Source organism: Mycoplana azooxidifex, assembly GCF_014196765.1.
Lineage (GTDB): Bacteria > Pseudomonadota > Alphaproteobacteria > Rhizobiales > Rhizobiaceae > Mycoplana > Mycoplana azooxidifex.
In genome coordinates, this window is the sequence record NZ_JACIEE010000001.1 from 182749 (window position 1) to 202992 (window position 20244).

The 20244-nt window shown below is 64.5% G+C and carries 18 protein-coding genes and 1 riboswitch; of the genes, 7 read left to right on the forward strand and 11 right to left on the reverse strand.

The window, feature by feature from the left end; genetic code table 11:
* The first annotated feature begins 147 nt into the window (after positions 1 to 147).
* From GGQ64_RS00910 to gcvP, 4 genes are all read left to right on the forward strand, one after another.
* On the forward strand, positions 148 to 459 hold the full coding sequence (locus GGQ64_RS00910; RefSeq protein ID WP_183797927.1) for a hypothetical protein: 312 nt from the start codon (positions 148 to 150) through the stop codon (positions 457 to 459).
* Between the two features lie 165 nt (positions 460 to 624).
* A riboswitch (glycine riboswitch) is annotated at positions 625 to 714 on the forward strand.
* A 143-nt stretch (positions 715 to 857) separates the two neighbouring features.
* Positions 858 to 1997 carry a glycine cleavage system aminomethyltransferase GcvT gene (gene gcvT / locus GGQ64_RS00915; RefSeq protein ID WP_183797929.1) on the forward strand — a complete coding sequence of 380 codons (1140 nt, stop codon included), beginning with the start codon at positions 858 to 860 and terminating at the stop codon, positions 1995 to 1997.
* Positions 1998 to 2118: 121 nt separating this feature from the next.
* Positions 2119 to 2481 (forward strand): glycine cleavage system protein GcvH, encoded by a 363-nt coding sequence (gene gcvH, locus GGQ64_RS00920; RefSeq protein WP_183797931.1) that lies wholly within the window; start codon positions 2119 to 2121, stop codon positions 2479 to 2481.
* On the forward strand, positions 2481 to 5342 hold the full coding sequence (gene gcvP / locus GGQ64_RS00925; protein WP_183797933.1) for an aminomethyl-transferring glycine dehydrogenase: 2862 nt from the start codon (positions 2481 to 2483) through the stop codon (positions 5340 to 5342). The genes gcvH and gcvP overlap by 1 nt, the downstream gene beginning before the upstream one ends.
* A gap of 108 nt (positions 5343 to 5450) precedes the next feature.
* Here gcvP and GGQ64_RS00930 read toward each other — a convergent pair whose 3' ends face one another.
* From GGQ64_RS00930 to GGQ64_RS00975, 10 genes are all read right to left on the reverse strand, one after another.
* Entirely contained in the window at positions 5451 to 6362 is a 912-nt protein-coding gene (locus GGQ64_RS00930; RefSeq protein ID WP_183797935.1) for a hypothetical protein, read from the reverse strand.
* 15 nt (positions 6363 to 6377) lie between these two features.
* On the reverse strand, positions 6378 to 6983 hold the full coding sequence (locus GGQ64_RS00935; RefSeq protein WP_183797937.1) for a hypothetical protein: 606 nt from the start codon (positions 6981 to 6983) through the stop codon (positions 6378 to 6380).
* Between the two features lie 243 nt (positions 6984 to 7226).
* Positions 7227 to 9068, reverse strand: a complete 1842-nt coding sequence (locus GGQ64_RS00940) for an ATP-binding protein (protein ID WP_183797939.1) — start codon at positions 9066 to 9068, stop codon at positions 7227 to 7229.
* Positions 9069 to 9250: 182 nt separating this feature from the next.
* Entirely contained in the window at positions 9251 to 9643 is a 393-nt protein-coding gene (sufA, locus tag GGQ64_RS00945) for a Fe-S cluster assembly scaffold SufA (protein ID WP_183797941.1), read from the reverse strand.
* Positions 9644 to 9749: 106 nt separating this feature from the next.
* On the reverse strand, positions 9750 to 10130 hold the full coding sequence (locus GGQ64_RS00950) for an SUF system Fe-S cluster assembly protein (protein WP_183797943.1): 381 nt from the start codon (positions 10128 to 10130) through the stop codon (positions 9750 to 9752).
* A gap of 10 nt (positions 10131 to 10140) precedes the next feature.
* A complete protein-coding gene (locus GGQ64_RS00955) occupies positions 10141 to 11382 on the reverse strand; it encodes a cysteine desulfurase (protein ID WP_183797945.1) in 1242 nt (413 codons plus the stop codon).
* Between the two features lie 13 nt (positions 11383 to 11395).
* Positions 11396 to 12670 carry a Fe-S cluster assembly protein SufD gene (sufD, locus tag GGQ64_RS00960; RefSeq protein WP_183797947.1) on the reverse strand — a complete coding sequence of 425 codons (1275 nt, stop codon included), beginning with the start codon at positions 12668 to 12670 and terminating at the stop codon, positions 11396 to 11398.
* Between the two features lie 19 nt (positions 12671 to 12689).
* Positions 12690 to 13445, reverse strand: coding sequence for a Fe-S cluster assembly ATPase SufC (gene sufC, locus GGQ64_RS00965; protein ID WP_183797949.1), 756 nt, complete (start codon positions 13443 to 13445; stop codon positions 12690 to 12692).
* Between the two features lie 69 nt (positions 13446 to 13514).
* A complete protein-coding gene (gene sufB / locus GGQ64_RS00970) occupies positions 13515 to 14984 on the reverse strand; it encodes a Fe-S cluster assembly protein SufB (protein WP_183797951.1) in 1470 nt (489 codons plus the stop codon).
* Between the two features lie 137 nt (positions 14985 to 15121).
* The gene (locus GGQ64_RS00975) at positions 15122 to 16291 is read right to left on the reverse strand and encodes a cysteine desulfurase family protein (RefSeq protein ID WP_183797953.1); all 1170 of its coding nucleotides are present in this window, start codon (positions 16289 to 16291) and stop codon (positions 15122 to 15124) included.
* A gap of 219 nt (positions 16292 to 16510) precedes the next feature.
* On the opposite strand from GGQ64_RS00975, the gene GGQ64_RS00980 reads away from it, so the two are divergent.
* Together GGQ64_RS00980 and GGQ64_RS00985 are read left to right on the forward strand one after the other, a co-directional pair.
* Positions 16511 to 17188, forward strand: a complete 678-nt coding sequence (locus GGQ64_RS00980) for an alpha/beta hydrolase (RefSeq protein ID WP_183797955.1) — start codon at positions 16511 to 16513, stop codon at positions 17186 to 17188.
* A gap of 209 nt (positions 17189 to 17397) precedes the next feature.
* Positions 17398 to 17625 (forward strand): hypothetical protein, encoded by a 228-nt coding sequence (locus GGQ64_RS00985; RefSeq protein WP_183797957.1) that lies wholly within the window; start codon positions 17398 to 17400, stop codon positions 17623 to 17625.
* On the opposite strand, the gene GGQ64_RS00990 is transcribed toward GGQ64_RS00985, so the two are convergent.
* Complete coding sequence (locus tag GGQ64_RS00990) at positions 17612 to 18757, reverse strand: anhydro-N-acetylmuramic acid kinase (RefSeq protein ID WP_183797959.1); 1146 nt, start codon at positions 18755 to 18757, stop codon at positions 17612 to 17614. The two genes, GGQ64_RS00985 and GGQ64_RS00990, sit on opposite strands and share 14 nt — an antisense overlap.
* 99 nt (positions 18758 to 18856) lie before the next feature.
* On the opposite strand from GGQ64_RS00990, the gene tyrS reads away from it, so the two are divergent.
* Positions 18857 to 20110, forward strand: a complete 1254-nt coding sequence (tyrS, locus tag GGQ64_RS00995) for a tyrosine--tRNA ligase (protein WP_183797961.1) — start codon at positions 18857 to 18859, stop codon at positions 20108 to 20110.
* Positions 20111 to 20244: the final 134 nt, after the last annotated feature.

The following is a 20244-nucleotide window of genomic DNA, read 5'->3' on the forward strand; positions in this document are numbered from 1 at the left end:
AGGCACGTAGGATTTTGCCCGGCGCGACCAACGCACACCCGACGAAACACTAAAATTCGATTAAAAACGAACTGCCCGCGTTACATTTTGCGCAAGTCGATTGTGTTAACAAGAGACTGTTGGAAACCAGAAATTGCAAAAGACGACATGGCGCAGATCGTAACCGTATCCCCCGCAACCGCCGCCTATGCCTCGCAGGCATACAAGGCGACCACCCGGCCGACCACGCTCTTCGAACAGAAGATCGAGGCATGGGCGGATGCTGCCCGGATCGGCGACAATTTCCAGCTCCGCGGTTTCCTGACCGTCGTGCAGCCGCCGGCCCTGGCACTCGCGCTGCTGACGATGGAGCGCCAGACCGATACGACCTTCGGGGCGGCGGCACGTTCTTATGCCGAAAACGGCGGCGAGGGTGATCTGGTCGCAGCCCCCGAGGGCATGCCCTCGCGCGAGGACTGACCCGGACCACGGCCGTCCGCCATGCCACTATCGAGGGCTCCCGCGTTTGCGGGAGCCTTTTTCGTTTGGGCCGGTGGAATGGACGACATGACGGCAGGCGACAAATATTTGTTCAGCCGCGACGCTTCGCTCTTGCCAAATTCCGGCCGACGCATTTATGTGGCGAAGACCTCGCTGGGAGAAACCGGTTTCGAACCGGTGCCGAAGGAGCAACCGCCCCCGGAAACTCTCAGGCAAAAGGACCAGCAAGGTGCCGACAGGACTCTGGAGAGTGGCGTTCACGCGCCCGCCGAAGGGATAACAATCTCAGGCGACAAGGACAGAGGGGGCTCATGAAAGCGGCGCGAAAGCGCCAGTGATGGGCCGGCGCGCGAGCGCCACAGGACTGGAGGGGCACCTTGGACGTTTCGTCTGACCTCAAGAAGACACCCTTGCACGACCTCAACGTTTCGCTCGGCGCGCGCATGGTGCCGTTTGCGGGCTATGAGATGCCGGTGCAGTTTCCCGCAGGCGTGATGAAGGAGCACCTGCATACCCGCACGGCTGCCGGTCTCTTCGACGTCTCCCACATGGGCCAGGTGATCGTGCGCGCCCGCTCCGGCGACAACGCCGATGCGGCGCTGGCGCTCGAGCGCCTCGTGCCCGTAGACGTCGCGGGCCTGCCCGAGGGACGCCAGCGCTACGCGCTGTTCACCGCCGGGGACGGCGGCATCCTCGACGACCTGATGATCGCCAACCTCGGCGACCACTTCTTCGTCGTCGTCAACGCCGCGTGCAAGGATGCGGATCTCGCCCACCTCGAAAAGCATATCGGCGACACCTGTGAGCTGACGATGCTCACCGACCGCGCGCTCATCGCCCTGCAGGGACCGCACGCGCAATCGGTGCTGGCGGAACTCTGGGCCGACATCGCCGGCATGCGCTTCATGGACGTGCGCGCCTGCGACCTGCACGACGCCGACTGCATCGTCTCCCGCTCCGGCTACACCGGCGAGGACGGCTTCGAGATCTCCATCCCCGCCGACAGGGCGGAAAAGGTCTGTCGCCATCTGCTCGATCATCCGGACGTGATGCCGATCGGGCTCGGCGCGCGCGATTCGCTGCGGCTCGAGGCAGGTCTCTGCCTCTACGGCAACGACATCGACACGACCACGACCCCGGTCGAGGCCGCCCTCGAATGGGCGATCCAGAAGGTTCGACGCACCGGTGGAGAACGCGAAGGCGGCTTCCCGGGCGCTGAAGCCATCCTCGGCCAGTTCGCTTCCGGTGCCGCCCGCCGCCGTGTCGGCCTCAAGGTCGAGGGCAAGGCCCCGGTCCGCCCTCCGGCCAGGCTCTATGCCGATGCCGAGGGCAAGACCGAAGTCGGCCACGTCACCTCCGGCGGCTTCGGCCCCAGCATCGAGGCCCCCGTCGCCATGGGCTACGTGCCGGTCGCGCTCGCAGCCCCGGGGACCCCGCTGTTCGCCGAGGTCCGCGGCAAGTACCTGCCCGTCACCGTGACCGCCCTGCCCTTCGTCGCCAATACCTTCAAGCGCTGAACCATGTTGACCGCTGCCCCTCACCCGGCTGCCGCCACCTTCTCCCCGCAAGCGGGGAAAGGCCCCGGCAGAGGATGACGGGCACTCGCACAGTTTCTGAATCTTCCAGAGAGGAACAAAAATGTTGAAATTCACCGCAGAACACGAATGGCTCAAGATCGATGGCGATGTCGCCACCGTCGGCATCACCACGCACGCCGCCGAACAGCTCGGCGACCTCGTCTTCGTCGAACTGCCCGAAGTGGGCGGCACCTCTTTCAAGGGCGGCGATGCCGCGACCGTCGAGAGCGTCAAGGCCGCCTCCGACGTCTACTGCCCGCTCGACGGCGAGATCGTCGAGGTCAACCAGGCGATCGTCGACGATCCGTCCCTCGTCAACAGCGACCCGCAGGGCGCCGGCTGGTTCTTCAAGCTGAAGCTTAACAACAAGGCCGACGCCGATGCGCTGCTGGACGAAGCCGCCTACAAGGAGCTCGTCGGCTGATGAACCTGCCCAAGGACTTCACCTTCACCGACTACCAGCCCTACGACTTTGCCAACCGTCGCCACATCGGCCCCTCGCCGGCCGAGATGGAGGCGATGCTGAAGGTGGTCGGCTATGACAGCCTCGATGCGCTGATCGACGACACCGTGCCGCAGTCGATCCGCCAGAAGACGCCGCTTCAGTGGGGTGCGCCGATGTCGGAGCGCGAGGCGCTCGACAAGCTGCGCGAGACGGCCAACCGGAACCGGAAGCTCGTTTCCCTGATCGGCCAGGGCTATTACGGCACCATCACCCCGCCGGTGATCCAGCGCAACATCCTGGAAAACCCCGCCTGGTACACGGCCTACACGCCCTACCAGCCAGAAATCAGCCAGGGCCGGCTCGAGGCGCTGCTCAACTACCAGACCATGGTCTGCGACCTGACCGGCCTCGACATCGCCAACGCCTCGCTGCTCGACGAGGCGACCGCCGCAGCCGAAGCGATGGCGATGGCCGAACGCGTGTCGAAGTCGAAGGCCACCACCTTCTTCGTCGACGAGAACTGCCACCCGCAGACGATCGCGCTGCTCAAGACCCGTTCCGAGCCGCTCGGCTGGACGATCAGGGTCGGCGATCCCATGAAGGACCTGGTCGCCGCCGAGGTCTTCGGCGCGATCTTCCAGTATCCCGGCACCTACGGCCACGTGCACGACTTCACCGACGCCATCGCCGGCCTGCATGCCGATGGCGCGATCGCCGTCGTCGCCGCCGATCCGCTGGCGTTGGCGCTCCTGAAGTCGCCCGGCGACATGGACGCCGACATCGCCGTCGGCAGCACCCAGCGCTTCGGCGTGCCCGTCGGCTATGGCGGCCCGCACGCCGCCTACATGGCGGTCAAGGACGCCTACAAGCGCAACATGCCGGGCCGCCTCGTCGGCGTCTCCGTCGATGCGCGCGGCAACCGCGCCTACCGCCTGTCGCTGCAGACCCGCGAACAGCACATTCGCCGCGAAAAGGCGACGTCGAACATCTGCACCGCGCAGGTGCTGCTCGCCGTCATGGCGTCGATGTATGCCGTCTTCCACGGCCCGCAGGGCATCAAGGCAATCGCCCAGCAGGTTCATCGCAAGGCCGTGCTGACGGCCAAGGGTCTGGAGAAACTCGGCTATACCGTCGAGCCCGACGTGTTCTTCGACACGATCACCGTCCATGTCGGCAAGCTGCAGGGCATCATCCTCAGGACGGCGGTCGCCGAGGAGGTCAACCTGCGCAAGATCGGCGAGGACCGGATCGGCATCAGCCTCGACGAGCGCTCGCGCCCGGTGACGCTGGAAGCCGTGTGGCGGGCCTTCGGCGGCGACTTCAAGGTTTCGGATTTCGAGCCCGACTACCGCCTTCCCGAGAAGATGTTGCGCACCAGTGCCTACCTGACGCATCCGATCTTCCACATGAACCGCGCCGAAAGCGAGATGACGCGCTATATCCGCAGGCTGGCCGACCGTGACCTGGCGCTCGACCGCTCGATGATCCCGCTCGGCTCCTGCACGATGAAGCTGAACGCGACCGCCGAGATGCTGCCGATCACCTGGCCGGAATTCGCCGAGATCCATCCCTTCGTGCCTGCCGACCAGGCGGAAGGCTACAAGGAAGTGATCGACGACCTTTCCGCCAAGCTCTGCGCCGTCACCGGCTACGACGCCGTCTCGATGCAACCGAACTCCGGTGCCCAGGGCGAATACGCGGGCCTGCTGACCATTCGCGACTACCACATCGCCAACGGCAATCCGCACCGCGACGTCTGCCTGATCCCGACCTCCGCCCACGGCACCAACCCGGCTTCCGCGCAGATGGCGGGCATGAAGGTCGTGGTCGTCAAGGCGAGCGACAACGGCGACATCGACATGGACGATTTCCGTGCGAAGGCAGAGCAGTACGGCGAAAACCTCTCGTGCTGCATGATCACCTATCCCTCGACCCACGGGGTGTTCGAGGAGAACGTGCGCGAGGTCTGCGAGATCGTCCACGAGCACGGCGGCCAAGTCTATCTCGACGGCGCCAACATGAACGCCATGGTCGGCCTCGCCCGCCCCGGCGACATCGGCTCCGACGTCAGCCACCTGAACCTGCACAAGACCTTCTGCATCCCCCATGGCGGCGGCGGTCCCGGCATGGGCCCGATCGGCGTCAAGGCGCACCTGGCACCCTTCCTGCCGAAGGATCCACGCACGGCGGAAGCCGGCGCCGTTTCGGCCGCTCCTTTCGGCTCGGCCTCGATCCTGCCGATCTCCTGGAGCTACTGCCTGATGATGGGCGGCGAAGGCCTGACACAGGCGACGAAGGTGGCGATCCTCAACGCCAACTACATCGCGGCCCGCCTGAAGGGCGCCTACGACGTGCTCTACAAGTCCGCCAAGGGCCGCGTGGCTCACGAGTGCATCATCGACACGCGCCCGTTGGTCGACAGCGCCGGCGTAACGGTGGACGACGTCGCCAAGCGGCTGATCGACTGCGGCTTTCACGCGCCGACCATGAGCTGGCCGGTGGCGGGCACGCTGATGATCGAGCCGACCGAATCGGAGACGAAGGCCGAACTCGACCGCTTCTGCGAGGCGATGCTGGCGATCCGCGAGGAGGCCCGCGCCATCGAGGAAGGCCGGATGGACAAGGTCAACAACCCGCTGAAGAACGCCCCGCACACGGTGGAAGACCTGGTCGGCGAATGGGACCGCCCCTACAGCCGCGAGCAGGCCTGCTACCCGCCCGGCGCCTTCCGCGTCGACAAGTACTGGTCGCCCGTAAACCGCGTCGACAACGTCTACGGCGACCGCAACCTCGTCTGCTCCTGCCCGCCCCTGGAGGACTACGCTGAGGCGGCGGAGTAGCCCCTGGAACCCGTGCCGGCGCCTCGCCTTGGGACGCCGGCACAACGACCCGGTCAGGCGTCACCCGGGGGGGGGGGACGCCGTGGGATCCCCAACCTAATTCCCCCGTCAAAGCGCCGCGATGACGTTGTTCAGCCTGGGCTGCAGGGGAAATACATAGGCATAATCGGGCGGCGCGCCGCCGAACAGGATGCCGCACGCGACGATACTGGCGCCTTCGCCCCGGCACAGGATAGCCCCGGAATGACCGGGTGTAACCGCGCCACGAACCGCACGAAGCCCCCAGAAGCCGGTGTAGCGGTACCAATGTCCGTCGACCAGCATCGGCACCGATTGATTGGCAGGCAGCGGCTCCGGTCTCACGCAGGTGACGCGCGCACCCCGGGTCGAGTACCAGTATGTCTCATCGAGATGGGAGGCGAAGCCGCTGAAGGCGGAAATAGGGCTCGCTTCGCCGTAGATGAACCAATCGTCCACAACGAGACCGGGGACTTCCACGACTGCAAGGTCCTCATTGGTGATGGCGCCCTCCGGAAACTGGCTTATGTACCGGACCGGCCCCAAGGGGAAATTCTTCGCCGTCGCCGGTTCCTGAACCGCGAGCGAGGCGTCCAGGCGCCGGGTCCGGACGTCGCCGACCACATGGGCATTGGTTGCAATGAAGCCGGTTCCGTCCTTCCGGAACGCGATGCAGCCGGTCCCGAATTCGCTCGACGTGTAGATCAGATCGCCGCCCCGCACGCCGAGAAGGCGCGGGGCGCTCGGAAGCTCGACGACATCCGTCGCCAGTTCGCGCGACTGCACCCTGACCGACGGCGGGACCTCGTAGGCCCTGCCGACGGCATGCTTCCGGTACACATAGGTGATGAGCGCGCGCTGGCTGGTCGGCACACCACCCTTGCATTTTCGTCCCAGCGTGACGTGCGAGACGTTCGGGAGCTGGCATATGTCGGCAGCGACGTCCGAGACCGCAGAGGCCGTCCTGCTCAGCCAGCGCGCGGATATACGACCCTTGGCCATCCCCTCCGGTTCCCGTCACTTGATCGTTGGCGGAGGGCTGCTGCCCGTCCCAGACTTGTTTTCGGGAACACTCTCAAATTTTCCGCCAACGCCCCCGCCGCTCGCACCGCTGCTGGCAACCGGGATCAGCAGAAGGTCCTTGGCATGCACCAGCGGCACCAGGCTCACGTTGTCGTCAGGAGAAAAGCGAACATCAAAGACCTGGAACGGCACCCTGCCAGAAGCCGAACTGCTGATGACCGGGCTGGACGCTGCTGCACCCGACGGCAATCGGTCTTCGGCCAGCTTCTGGAAGAATGAAATAAGAGCGAGGGGTATCGCCGTATTGTCCATCTCGCTGTCGACCGCGGTCAGCGCCCCGCAGCTGTCGAAGTTGGTCTTGAAATGATGCTTGGCCAGGAACGCACCGAACTGCAGCGCCACGGAGCGGTCGTTGTTGCAAACCCACATGACGGAGACGTTTGAGCCCATGACGACGATCAGCGGCTTTCTCTCCGGCAGCCTGATGCCCTGGACCGTGTCGGCGTTCCTTTCGGTGACCGGAATTGCGGTGACATTGGCGCATCCCGCCAACGAGACCGCGCACCAAATCAATAGCATGCACGAGATGTGACGCTTCATGCGGCGTTCCCCGTTATACAATCTAGGATTTATATTTAACAGCGATACACTCTAAAATAGAATATGCTAAATTGTCCAGATGCATTTTCGACCCGGCGAATGTCGAAGCTGGCGGGCCGGATGGGCGCGGTCACGGGCCTGCTCGACAGCATGGTGCCGCTCCGGCAATGGAGCCGTGAGCCCTTCTGCCGTTCTATTGGGAGTGAGGTGGTTTCAGGGTTCGCAACGGCGAAACGACGGAGATCAGGCCCGTGGCAGGGTCACCACGAAACGGGCGCCGTCGCGGTAGCTCGTGTCGAGCGAAACGGTGCCCGAATGGCTTTCGACGATCCGCTTGGCCAGCGCCAGTCCGATGCCGGTGCCGCCATACTGTTTCTCGTCCTGGTGCAGCCGCTGGAACAGCCCGAACACGACCTCCGCATGTTTGGGCTCGATGCCGATTCCCTCGTCCTCGACGACGAACCGCACGCCGTCTGCGGTCGTCTCGCCATAGATCCGCACCCGCGGCGCCCGGTCGGGATGTCGATACTTGATGGCATTGCCGATCAGGTTCTGCATCAGCCGCCGCAGCAGTTCTGGATCACCCTTGACCGAGGGCAGCGGCAGGACGTCGATCTCGGCGTTCGCCTCGCGAACGTGGCCAGCCAGCACCGTCATCGCGTCGCCGATGACGGCGTCGAGGGAGACCGGCTCCACATGCCGGATCCTGTAGGCGATCTGCGCATATTCCAGCAGGCGTTCGACCAACCGTTGCATGCGCCGGGCCGCCTGCCGCACATAGTCGGCATGCATCGCGAGATCGTCCAGTTCACCACGCTGCACGTCCTCGGCGATCATCTCGGCGAACGAGACCATGTGCCTGATGGGCGCCTTCAGGTCGTGCGACACCGTTGCCGTGAACTGGTTCAGCGCCTCGTTCTTGCGCTGCAACTCGAGCGCCTGTTCCTCCAGACGTTCATGCTGCCGCCTGGCCTCGGTCACGTCGCGACCGACAGCGACGAACTCCACCGGCCGAGCCCCTTCGAAGGTCGCGGTCGCAGTCCACAGGATCCAGCGTTCCTCACCCTCTGAATCCGGCATCCTGAACTCGCCCGTCAGGACTGGAACCTCCGGCGTGATCCGCATGAGTGCCCTGAGAGCAGCGCTCTGGTTTTCTTCCTCCGCAATCTCCCTCAGGCTGCGCCCGATCAGCGTCTCCGGCGTCGTGCCGCGAAAACTGGCATACCGTTCATTGCAGAACCGGATGATCATGTCCTTGTCGGCGCGCACGATCTGGTCCGGAAGCAGCCGCAGCAGTTCCGCGTACTGGCGTTGCCTTGCGTCGAGCGCCTGTTCGATGGCCTTCAGGTCGGTAACGTCGATTCGCAGCCCGATCACCTCGCCACTGTCGGTCGCGTGGCATTCCGAGCGGATCCAGCGCCCGTCGCCCGTCGCAAAGATCGTCGGCGCGCCGCTCTGCTCGCGGTGATGGGCCAGGCGGGCCTGTACCACCGCCTCGGCTTCCGAGGTGCCTTCCTCTATGCCCTTGTAGATCCCCTCCCTGACGTTGGCCCTGAGGATGTTCTCTAGGGTGACGCCGACGCGCACGGCATACTTTGCGGCACCGCAACTCTCGCGAAACGCGCGATTGAAGACCACCACTCTTTCATTGTTGTCGTAGATCACGACGCCCTCGGGAATCTTGTCCAGCGCGGAATATATCCGGCTGCCGAGCATGACCTGCTCGCCATGGCTTCCGCCGGTGGACAGGCTTCGCAACAGCAGCGCAAAGCCGCCTACCCGATCGGCTCCGTCGAGAGCGATCACATGCGCCGACGCCTCGAACTCGGAACCATCGGCCCGACAGAACGGCATAGTATGGCTATGGCCGCGGCCGGAGACGGCAAGGCCCTGCAGCAGTTGCGCGACGTCGTCACTGCACAGCACCGTGGACAACGCCTCGTGCTCGCCCCCCTTGCCCTCCCATCCGAGCGTCCGGCGCCCTGCCTCGTTGAGAAAGAAGCGCGCAGCTTCAATATCCGTGACGATGACCGGGAAGGGCAGGAGTTCGTAGAGCGATTCGGAAAAGTCCCGAGGCGATTGCATGCTGGTGGATGCCACCTCCCGATATCGTCGAAATATCGCAAGAAAAGCGCGCCGGCGGCGGGCGGTCAAGGGCTATGAATGGGGTCTTTTCGCTAGCGCTCGTTCAACTCGACCATGGCGCCGCGCTGCCCGCATATCCGCTGCAGCTCAGGCAGAATATCCATGGTCCGTGCTGTGCGGCTTCAGCCGACCCGCACCGTCGCGCCACCGGCAGCCGCCAGCGCCGCCAGGTCGGCGGGCTTCAGTTCGACCGATTCGCCGCAGCCGCAGGCAGATGTCTGGTTGGGGTTGTTGAAAGTGAAGCCCGAGCGCAGCGTCGTCACCTCGAAATCCATCTGCGTCCCGAGCAGGTAGAGCACCGCCTCCGGCGCCACCCAGACGCGGGCGCCCGCATGCTCGACGAGATCGTCCTTGGCGTTCGGCTCGGTGACGAGATCAACGGAGTACTCCATCCCCGCGCAGCCGCCCTTCTTGATGCCGACGCGGATGCCCCTGGCGTCGCCGCCGGCATTGTCCACGATCGCCTTGACGCGATCTGCGGCGGCATTGGTGAGCGTCATTACTGCAAAGGCCATGGGCCGTTTCTCCTTCGCCGACCGGGTTCAAGGCCCGGCGGTTTCCGACTCCAATGTAATGGGGGCGTCCGGCGCGATCAATAGCGCGATATCGCAAGCGATCCGGTCAGTACCAGCCGACGGCGACCTGCGCCTCTTCCGACATGCGGTCCGGCGTCCACGGCGGATCGAAGACCATCCTGACCTCGACGCCCGAAACGCCCTCGACCGCGCCGACGGCGTTCTCCACCCAGCCCGGCATCTCGCCGGCGACAGGGCAGCCGGGTGCCGTCAGGGTCATGTCGATCTTCACCATCCGGTCGTCCTCGATGTCGATCTTGTAGATCAGCCCGAGCTCGAAGATGTCGGAGGGGATTTCCGGATCGTAGACCGTCTTCAGCGCGGCGATCACGTCGTCGCTGAGACGGGCCAGTTCGTCGGCGGGGATGGCCGAGTGGACGATCCCTTCGCGGACATCGATCTTGTCTTCGGTGGCTTCGACAGACATTTCAAACTCCTCAGGCGAAGAACTTGCGGGCATGGTCGAGCGCGTCGGCCAGCACATCGACTTCGGCGCGCGTATTGTACATGCCGAACGATGCCCGGCATGTGGAGGTCACGCCGAAGCGTTTCAAGAGCGGCTGGGCGCAATGGGTGCCGGCACGGACGGCAACGCCGGACCGGTCGATCACCATCGAGACGTCGTGGGAATGGATGCCCTCGAGTTCGAAGGCGAAGATCGAGCCCTTGCCGGGCGCCGTACCGAAGATGCGCAGCGAGTTGATGGAAGACAAACGCTCGAGCGCATAGGCCGCCAGGTCTGCCTCATGGGCCGAAATCGCCGCGCGGCCGATCTTTTCCATGTAGTCGAGCGCATAGCCGAGCCCGATCGCCTGGACGATCGGCGGCGTGCCTGCCTCGAAGCGGTGCGGCGGGTCGTTATAGGTGACGATGTCCTCGGTCACTTCCACGATCATCTCGCCACCGCCCTGGAACGGCCGCATCTCGCGCAGCCGCTCCTTCTTGCCGTAGAGCACGCCGATGCCGGAGGGACCGTAGAGCTTGTGGCCGGTCATCACGTACCAGTCGCAATCGATGTCCTGCACGTCGACCGGCAGGTGCACGGCCCCCTGCGAGCCATCGACCAAGACGGGTATGCCGCGTTCGCGAGCGATGCGGCAGATCTCCTTGACCGGCACGATCGTGCCGAGCGCGTTGGACATGTGCGTGATCGCGATCAGCTTCGTCTTCTCCGTCAGGCACTTGACGAAGTCCTCGACATGGAAGGCGCCGCTGTCGTCCACCGGCGCCCAGACGAGCTTCGCCCCCTGCCGTTCGCGGATGAAATGCCAGGGCACGATATTGGAATGGTGCTCCATGATCGACAGCACGATCTCGTCGCCCTCGCCGATCTTCGGCATACCGTAGCCGAAGGCGACGGTATTGATCGCCTCGGTGGAGGACTTGGTGAAGACGATGTCGTCGACCGAGGGAGCATTCAGGAAGCGCCGCACTTTCTCGCGCGCCGCCTCGTAGGCTTCCGTCGCCGCATTGGAAAGGAAGTGCAGGCCGCGATGCACGTTCGCATACTCGTTGGAATAGGCCTGCGAGATCGCGTCGATCACCACCTGCGGCTTCTGCGCCGAGGCACCGTTGTCGAGATAGACCAGCGGCTTGCCGTAGACCTGCCGCGACAGGATCGGAAAGTCCCGCCGAATCGCTTCGACGTCGTAGGCGGAAACCGGCTTGATCTGGTTCATCTCGACAATCCCATTACGCGTGTGTTTCCAGCCAGTCGGAGATCACGCCTTCCAGCGCTTCGACCAGCGTCTCGTCTTCCAGTTCCTCGACAATCTCGGCGACGAAGGCATTGACCAGCATCGCGCGCGCCTTGTTCTCCGGAACGCCGCGCGCCATCAGGTAGAACAGCTGCGTATGGTCGATGTCGATCACCGTCGCACCGTGGCCGCACTGGACGTCGTCGGCGAAGATCTCCAGTTCCGGCTTGGCGGAGAATTCCGCATCGTCGGAGAGAAGAAGCGTGTTGCACGACATCTTCGCGTCGGTCTTCTGCGCATCCTGCGCAACCCGGATCTGCCCCTGGAACACGCCGCGGGCGCGGTCGAACACGACGTTGCGGATGACCTCCGTCGAGGTGGTGTGCGCAACGTCGTGGCCGACGTTGAAGGTGACGTCCGTATGGCTTTCGCCGCCGAGCAGGTTGATGCCGCGCAGCGTCAGGTCGGAGCCTTCGCCGGTGACGGCAACATCGATCTCCTGGCGCACCAGCTTGCCGCCGGCGTTGATGACGTAGAGCCTCAGCCTCGCATTGGCCCCGAGTTCGGCCTTGAACTGCGCCAGGTGCGTGTCGGCCTCGCCCTCGGACTGGAAGATGATCCAGGTGACCTCGGCGCCATCGGCAAGCGTCACGTCGGTGACGGAGGTGACGAGCGCCGCCTCCTTGCCCACGGCGAGATGCCGTTCGATCACGGTCGCCTTGGAGCCCGCGCCGAAGCGGACCGGAAAGCGGGTGTTGACCTGGCCGCAATTCTGCACCGACTGGATCTCGACCGGCGACTCGACCACGAGCCCGTCTTCAAAGTCGATCGAAAGCCCGTCGCGGACGAAGGAACCGTTGATGCGGCCGATCACGTCGTCGCTGTCACGAGCCACGAGGTCGCCCGCAGCCGAACCATCGAGCAGGGCCTCGCCGTAGGAGCGGACGGTGATGCCTTCCTGCATCACGCGGGCATGCGCCTTGCCGTTGACGACCGACAGCACGGCCGAGCCCGGCACGATCGGATCGACGCGGCCGGCATCGGCGCCGAGCACGAAGGCCGGTACGGCCCTGAGCAGCGCCTTGAGGTCGGTGTAGTGCCAGGCCTCGATCCGGCGGGTCGGCAGACCGGCCTTCTTCAGGTCGCTGAGCAGCGTATCGCGGGCGAGCAGCGTCGCGCCGTCGCCGGGCAGATCGCCCAGTTGCTCGTTGTAGGTGTCGACCAGCGCCGCTTCCGCCGCCGTCAACTTGATCCCTGCTTGCATGTTCATGGATCGCGTCCTTCCCGGCTCAGGCGGCCGCCTCGATGATGTCGGCATAGCCGTTGGCTTCGAGCTCGTGCGCCAGCGTCTTGTCGCCCGACTTGATCACCTGGCCCTTGTAGAGCACGTGGACGGTGTCCGGCACGATGTAGTCGAGCAGGCGCTGGTAGTGGGTGATGACGACGACGGAGCGGTCCGGAGAGCGCAGAGCGTTGACGCCGTCGGCAACGATCTTCAGCGCATCGATGTCGAGGCCGCTGTCGGTCTCATCGAGAACGCAGAGCTTCGGCTCCAGCAGTGCCATCTGCAGGATTTCCGCACGCTTCTTCTCGCCACCGGAAAAACCGACGTTGAGCGGACGGCGCAGCATCTCGGGCGAGATCTGCAGCCCGGCTGCGGCTTCCTTGACGCGGCGCATGAAGTCCGGCGTCGAAAGTTCGTCCTCGCCGCGCGCCTTGCGCTGCTCGTTCATCGCCACCTTGAGGAACTGCATGGTGGCGACGCCCGGGATTTCGACCGGGTACTGGAACGCCAGGAAGATGCCCTTGGTCGCGCGCTCGGCCGGATCGAGCTCGAGGATACTCTCGCCGTTGTAGAGGATGTCGCCTTCGGTGACTTCATACTCCTCGCGGCCGGCGAGGATATAGGACAGCGTCGACTTGCCGGAACCGTTCGGCCCCATGATCGCGGCGACCTCGCCGTCGTTGACGGTCAGATTCAAACCACGGATGATCTCGGTGCCGTCCTCGGCGATGCGTGCGTGCAGGTTTCTGATTTCAAGCATAGATGTATCCTTTGAAGGATCGAATGGGACATGGCGCGCGCAGGCACGCCCGATTTCTCAACAATGGCGCTAGCCGACCGAACCTTCCAGCGAGATGCTGATCAGCTTCTGCGCCTCGACGGCGAATTCCATCGGCAGCTCCTGGATCACTTCCTTGACGAAGCCGTTGACGATCAGCGCGATCGCCGCCTCTTCCGGAATGCCGCGCTGCAGGCAGTAGAACAGCTGGTCTTCGGAGATCTTCGACGTGGTCGCCTCGTGCTCGAACTGGGCAGACGCGTTCCGCGCCTCGATGTAGGGCACGGTATGCGCGCCGCAGCGGTCGCCGATCAAAAGCGAATCGCACTGGGTGAAGTTGCGCGCGTTCTCCGCCTTGCGATGGGTCGAGACCTGGCCGCGATAGGTGTTCTGTGAGACGCCCGCGGCGATGCCCTTGGAGATGATGCGGCTCGACGTATTCTTGCCGAGATGGATCATCTTGGTGCCCGAGTCGATCTGCTGGTGGCCGTTCGAGACCGCGATCGAGTAGAACTCGCCGCGCGAACCGTCGCCGCGCAGGATGCAGGACGGATACTTCCAGGTGATCGCCGAGCCGGTTTCCACCTGCGTCCAGGAGATCTTGGAGTTCTTGCCGCGGCAGTCGCCACGCTTGGTGACGAAGTTGTAGATGCCGCCCTTGCCTTCCTTGTCGCCCGGATACCAGTTCTGGACGGTGGAATACTTGATCTCGGCATCATCCAGCGCAACCAGTTCGACGACCGCCGCATGCAGCTGGTTCTCGTCGCGCTGCGGCGCGGTGCAGCCTTCGAGGTAGGACACGTACGCGCCCTCTTCCGCGATGATCAGCGTGCGCTCGAACTGGCCGGTGTTCTTCTCGTTGATGCGGAAATAGGTCGAAAGCTCCATCGGGCAGCGCACGCCCTTCGGCACGAACACGAACGACCCGTCGGTGAAGACCGCCGAATTCAGCGTCGCATAGAAATTGTCGGTCGTCGGCACGACGGTGCCGAGATACTTCTTCACCAGCTCCGGATATTCGCGGATCGCCTCCGAGATCGACATGAAGATCACGCCGGCCTTCTTCAGTTCCTCCTTGAAGGTGGTGACGACCGAGACGGAATCGAACACGGCGTCGACAGCGATCTTCGACGTCTTGACGCCGGCCAGGATCTCCTGCTCGCGCAGCGGAATGCCGAGCTTCTCGTAGGTCTTGAGAATTTCCGGATCGACGTCGTCGATCGACATCGGACCGCTCTGGTTCTTCGGCGCGGCATAGTAGTAGAGGTCGTTGAAGTCGATCTTCGGATAGTCGACGCGCGCCCAGGTCGGCTCCTCGAGCGTCAGCCAGCGCTGGTAGGCCTCGAGCCGCCACGCCAGCATCCACTCGGGTTCGTTCTTCTTGGCCGAGATGAAACGGATGATGTCCTCGGAGAGGCCCTTCGGCGCCTTCTCCATCTCGATCGTGGTCTCGAAGCCGTATTTGTACTGGTCGACGTCTATCAGACGGACCTGATCGATCGTTTCCTGCACAGCAGGCATGTCGTTCTCCAATCTCGCCGGATCCAAGGTCCGGCAGCTTGTCAACGTGTGGCGGGTATCCGCCGGTTATGTAGTCGCCAGAAGGAGCTTTTCACACCTTTTGGCAAGCAGAAAACTTGCGCTTTCGCAACTTTCCGTCAGGCGGCCGCGACGCCCTGCCGCCGCCGTCCCGCAATCCGGCCGAAAGCCTGAAGGAAGCGCTCCACCTCGACTTCCGACGTCGCCGGTCCGAGCGAGACGCGCAACGCCCCGAGCCCGGCATCGAAACCCATCGCCGTCAGCACGTGGCTGGCGCCCACCTTGCCCGACGAGCAGGCGGAGCCGGCCGACAGCGCGATACCCTCGAGGTCGAAGGCGATCTGCCCCGTCTCCGCCTTCAGTCCCGGTAGACTGAAAAAGGTCGTGTTGCACAGGCGCGAAACGTCGCGGCCGTGAATGATGACGTCGGCAGCGATCTCCGCCATCCGCGCCTCCATCCGGTCGCGCGACTGCGCGATCGCGGCATTGCGCGCCGCCATGTCCTCGATCGCCGTTCTCGCTGCCGCGGCAAAGCCGGCGATCGCGATTGCGTTCTCCGTGCCGGAGCGGTGGCCCTTTTCCTGCCCGCCGCCATGGATCAGCGGCCTCGGCATCAGCACCTCGCCGCGCGACACGAGCGCGCCCGCGCCCTTCGGCCCGCCCATCTTGTGCGCCGACAGGATGAGGAAGTCCGCATCAAGTCCGGCCATCGACAGCGGCAGCCGGCCCGCACCCTGCACGGCATCGACGACCAGGAGCCCGCCGCGCTTGTGCACGATCGCCGCCGCCTCGGCCACCGGCTGGACGATACCGGTTTCGTTGTTGGCGAGCATGAGGGCGACCATCGGCAGGCCGGATGACGTGTCGTGGGCGTCCAGCAGTGCCTCCAGCGACGAAAGATCGACGACGCCTGCCGGCGTCACCGCGATCTCCGCGACCTGGTCCTTGGTGAACCTGCCGCCTTCGCGCACCGCCGGATGCTCGATCGCCGAGACATAGAGCCGGCCGATCGAAAGCGGCGTGCGACCCATGCGGAAATCCGGTGTCAGCACCGTGTTGGCCGCCTCGGTCGCGCCGCTGGTGAAGGTGACGTGCGCCGCCTCCGCGCCGGACAGTGCGGCGATGTCGCGCCGCGCGCCGTCGATCAGCGCCCGCGCCGCCCGGCCCTCGCCGTGGACGGAGGACGGATTGCCCTGAAGCTCGAGCGCGGCCAGCACGGCCTGGCGGGCGGCAGCCGAAAGCGGCGCCGTCGCGTTCCAGTCCAGATATGTCCTCACCCTTTCAGGCATGATCGAAATGGCTCCGATAGCGTCTTAGGCAGTGCGGCGAGCATTTTTCTTGAAATTTCCGCCGGGCTTGCCGTATGAGACGAACCTCAGGCACGCAGACAGCGTAGCAAAGTTTCGAACGGTTCTAAACTGGTTTCTAGAAAAGCTGACTGGTTTCGTCAAGACTTCCAGCGCCATCGAAACAGTTTTTGATCCTCAAAAGAACGTCTCGGAGTACGAATGCCCGAAATCATCTTCAACGGACCCGCCGGTCGCCTCGAAGGCCGCTACCAGCCTTCCAAGCAGAAGAACGCCCCGATCGCGATCGTCCTGCACCCGCACCCGCAGTTCGGCGGCACGATGAACAACCAGATCGTCTACCAGCTGTTCTACATGTTCCAGAAGCGCGGCTTCACCACGCTCCGCTTCAACTTCCGCGGCATCGGCCGCAGCCAGGGCGAATTCGACCATGGCGCGGGCGAGTTGTCGGACGCGGCCTCCGCGCTCGACTGGGTCCAGAGCCTGCATCCGGATTCCAAGAGCTGCTGGGTCGCCGGCTATTCCTTCGGCGCCTGGATCGGCATGCAGCTCTTGATGCGCCGTCCGGAGATCGAGGGCTTCATGTCGATCGCCCCGCAGCCGAACATCTACGACTTCTCCTTCCTCGCCCCCTGCCCGTCCTCCGGCCTGATCATCAACGGCGACAGTGACAAGGTCGCACCGGAGAAGGACGTCAACGGCCTGGTCGAGAAGCTAAAAGCCCAGAAGGGTATCCTGATCACCCACAAGATCGTCCCCGGCGCCAACCACTTCTTCAACGGCCAGACGGAGGACCTGATGGCCGAATGCGAGGACTACCTCGACCGCCGCCTCGCCGGCGAACTGACCCCGGAGCCGGCCGCCAAGCGGATCCGGTAAGCGTCAGGCGCCCGCTTACACACACGGTCGTCATCCTCGGGCTCTACAACAAGCCCGAGGATGACGAAAACATCGGGCGCCCGTGGTCAAAGCAGCCGGCGCCGACATCTTCACCACAGTTGGCGATGCCGGATGAGCGCCGCGCGTTGTAAAAATTGTCCGGCTGGCTCATGGTTCATCTCGGAAGACACGCATTGCGGAGAAGGTGAATGCCGAAATCTCCTGTCACCGTGCCCGAGCCGCTTGCGGGTGACATCGAACGATCTGCGAGCGTGGATATTACAGAGCGCGAGAGCGCTGCTGAGCAACTGAGCGTCCTTCTGGCCGAGGCAGAGGCGACCGGTGTCAGCGACCGCACGCTGGACGAAATCCTTGCCCACATCCGTAGCGGCCAACTGCGCCCACCAGCCGACATCGATCTTCTCAGGCGTCGCTGACCGCACCTCGTTCGGCCTTCGCCACCACCCCGCCGCTCACCGGCGCCCGCACGCCCGTCGTTCCCGGAAACGTCAGCGGCAGACCGTCCAACGCGCGCACCGCCAGATAGGCCCAGGCCTCCGCCTCCAAGCTGTCGCCGTCCAGCCCCGCGGCTTCCGCCGGGATCACCTTCGCGCCTCGATCCGAAGCCAGCCCGGCGAGATCGCCCATGATGACCTGGTTCAGCCGCCCGCCACCGCAGACCACATAGGTCTTCGGGCGCTCCGGCAGGTGGCCGGCGGACTTCAGGATGGCGGCTGCGGTGACATGCGCCAGCGTCCGCGCCCCGTCCTCCAGCGTCGCCTCCCCGCCCGCCGGCGGCGAGAAGTCGTTGCGATCGAGCGAGCGGCGCTCAGGCGCCGTGAAGAACGGATGGTCGAGATAGCGCGCCGCAAGGCCGGCAACGGCCCGGCCCTCGCTCGCGATCATCCCCCCCTGGTCGAAGGGAATGCCGGCCTGCGCCTCGACCCACTGGTCGATCAGCGTGTTGCCGGGACCGCTGTCGAAGGCGACGATGGCGCCGTCAGGTCCAATGTAGGTGAGGTTCGAAATCCCGCCGATATTGACGAAGACGACCGGAAAGGCGCAGTCGGCCGGCAGGTTGCGGGCGAGTGCCGCATGATAGACGGGAATGAGCGGCGCGCCTTGTCCGCCATGGGCCATGTCGTTTGCCCGCATGTCGTAGACGACGTCGATGCCGCTCTCGCCTGCAAGCAGCCCCCCGTCGCCGAGTTGCACCGTCAGACCCTGTTCCGGCCGGTGCAACACCGTCTGCCCATGGAAGCCGATCACGTCGACATCGGCTTTCGTCAGGCCGTTGGCGTCGAGGAACGAGGCGATAGCCGCCGCATGGCGCAGCGTCAGGTCGCGCTCGACATCGGCGAGATCGCCCGGGCGCTCCTCTCGGCGCGCGATCGTCTTTGCCGTCTCCAGCGCCGCCTGCAGCCGCTTGCGGAAAGCCGGATCGTAGGCGACGCCCACAGCCGGCCCCCGCTCGACGACACCCTCGCCATCCGTCTTCACCAGCGCGACGTCGATGCCGTCCATGCTGGTGCCGCTCATCAGTCCGATCGCGGTTCGTATCCGTCCCATGGTCAAATTCCAGAATCACTTTTGGAGTGATTATGCGCACAAACAGTGCTAGATGCCCCGCCATTCGTTCGAATACCTCCCCTGTAAGAGAGAAGACCAATGTCGGGTTTCAAGTCAGATTTCCTTCGCACGCTCAGCGAGCGCGGCTACATCCACCAGATTTCGGATGAAACCGGCCTCGACGACCTGCTCTGCAAGGAGACCGTGACGGCCTATATCGGCTTCGACCCGACCGCACCCAGCCTGCATGCCGGCGGCCTGATCCAGATCATGATGCTGCACTGGCTGCAGCAGACCGGCCACCGCGCGATCTCGCTAATGGGCGGCGGCACCGGCATGGTCGGCGATCCGTCCTTCAAGGACGAGGCGCGCCAGTTGATGACGCCGGAGACGATCGCCTCCAACATCGCCTCGATCAAGAAGGTGTTCTCGAACTACCTGGCCTATGGCGAGGGTTCGAAGGACGCCCTGATGATCAACAATGCCGACTGGCTGCTCGGCATCAACTACCTGGAATTCCTGCGCGACGTCGGCCGCCACTTCTCGGTCAACCGCATGCTGTCCTTCGATAGCGTCAAGATGCGGCTGGACCGTGAACAGTCGCTGTCCTTCCTCGAATTCAACTACATGATCCTGCAGGCCTACGACTTCGTCGAGTTGAACAAGCGCTATGGCACGCGCCTGCAGATGGGCGGTTCCGACCAGTGGGGCAACATCATCAACGGCATCGACCTCGGCCATCGCATGGGCACGCCGCAGCTCTACGCGCTGACTTCGCCGCTCTTGACGACCGCCTCGGGCGCCAAGATGGGCAAGTCGCTCTCCGGTGCGGTGTGGCTGAACCCGGAGATGCTCTCGGCCTATGATTTCTGGCAGTACTGGCGCAATACCGAGGATGCCGACGTCTCCCGCTTCCTGAAGCTCTACACAACGCTGCCGATGGACGAGATCGCACGGCTTTCGGCGCTCGGCGGCTCGGAGATCAACGAGGTGAAGAAGATCCTCGCTACCGAGATCACCGCCATGCTGCACGGCCGCGAGAATGCCGAGCAGGCAGCCGAAACCGCGCGCAAGACCTTCGAGGAAGGCGCCCTCGCCGAGAACCTGCCCTCGATTGAGGTCCCGGCCGGTGAACTGGAAGGCGGCATCGGCCTCCTCGCTCTGATCGTCCGCGCCGGCCTAGCCGCCTCCAACGGCGAAGCCCGCCGCCACGTGCAAGGGGGCGCCGTGCGCATCAACGACAACGCTGTCAGCGACGAGCGCATGACGATCGGCACCGGCGAGGTGACGGCCGACGGCGTCGTCAAGCTCTCGCTCGGCAAGAAGAAGCACATCCTGGTCCGGCCTGCCTGAGGCGAGCCTTTCGGCAGCCCATAGTTCCCTCTTCTCCCCTCGGGGAGAAGGTGGCCCGCAGGGCCGGATGAGGGGGTGTCCCAACCTCGAAGTTGGCGGCTGCTGCCCCCCTCATCGCCTCGCTTCGCTCCGGC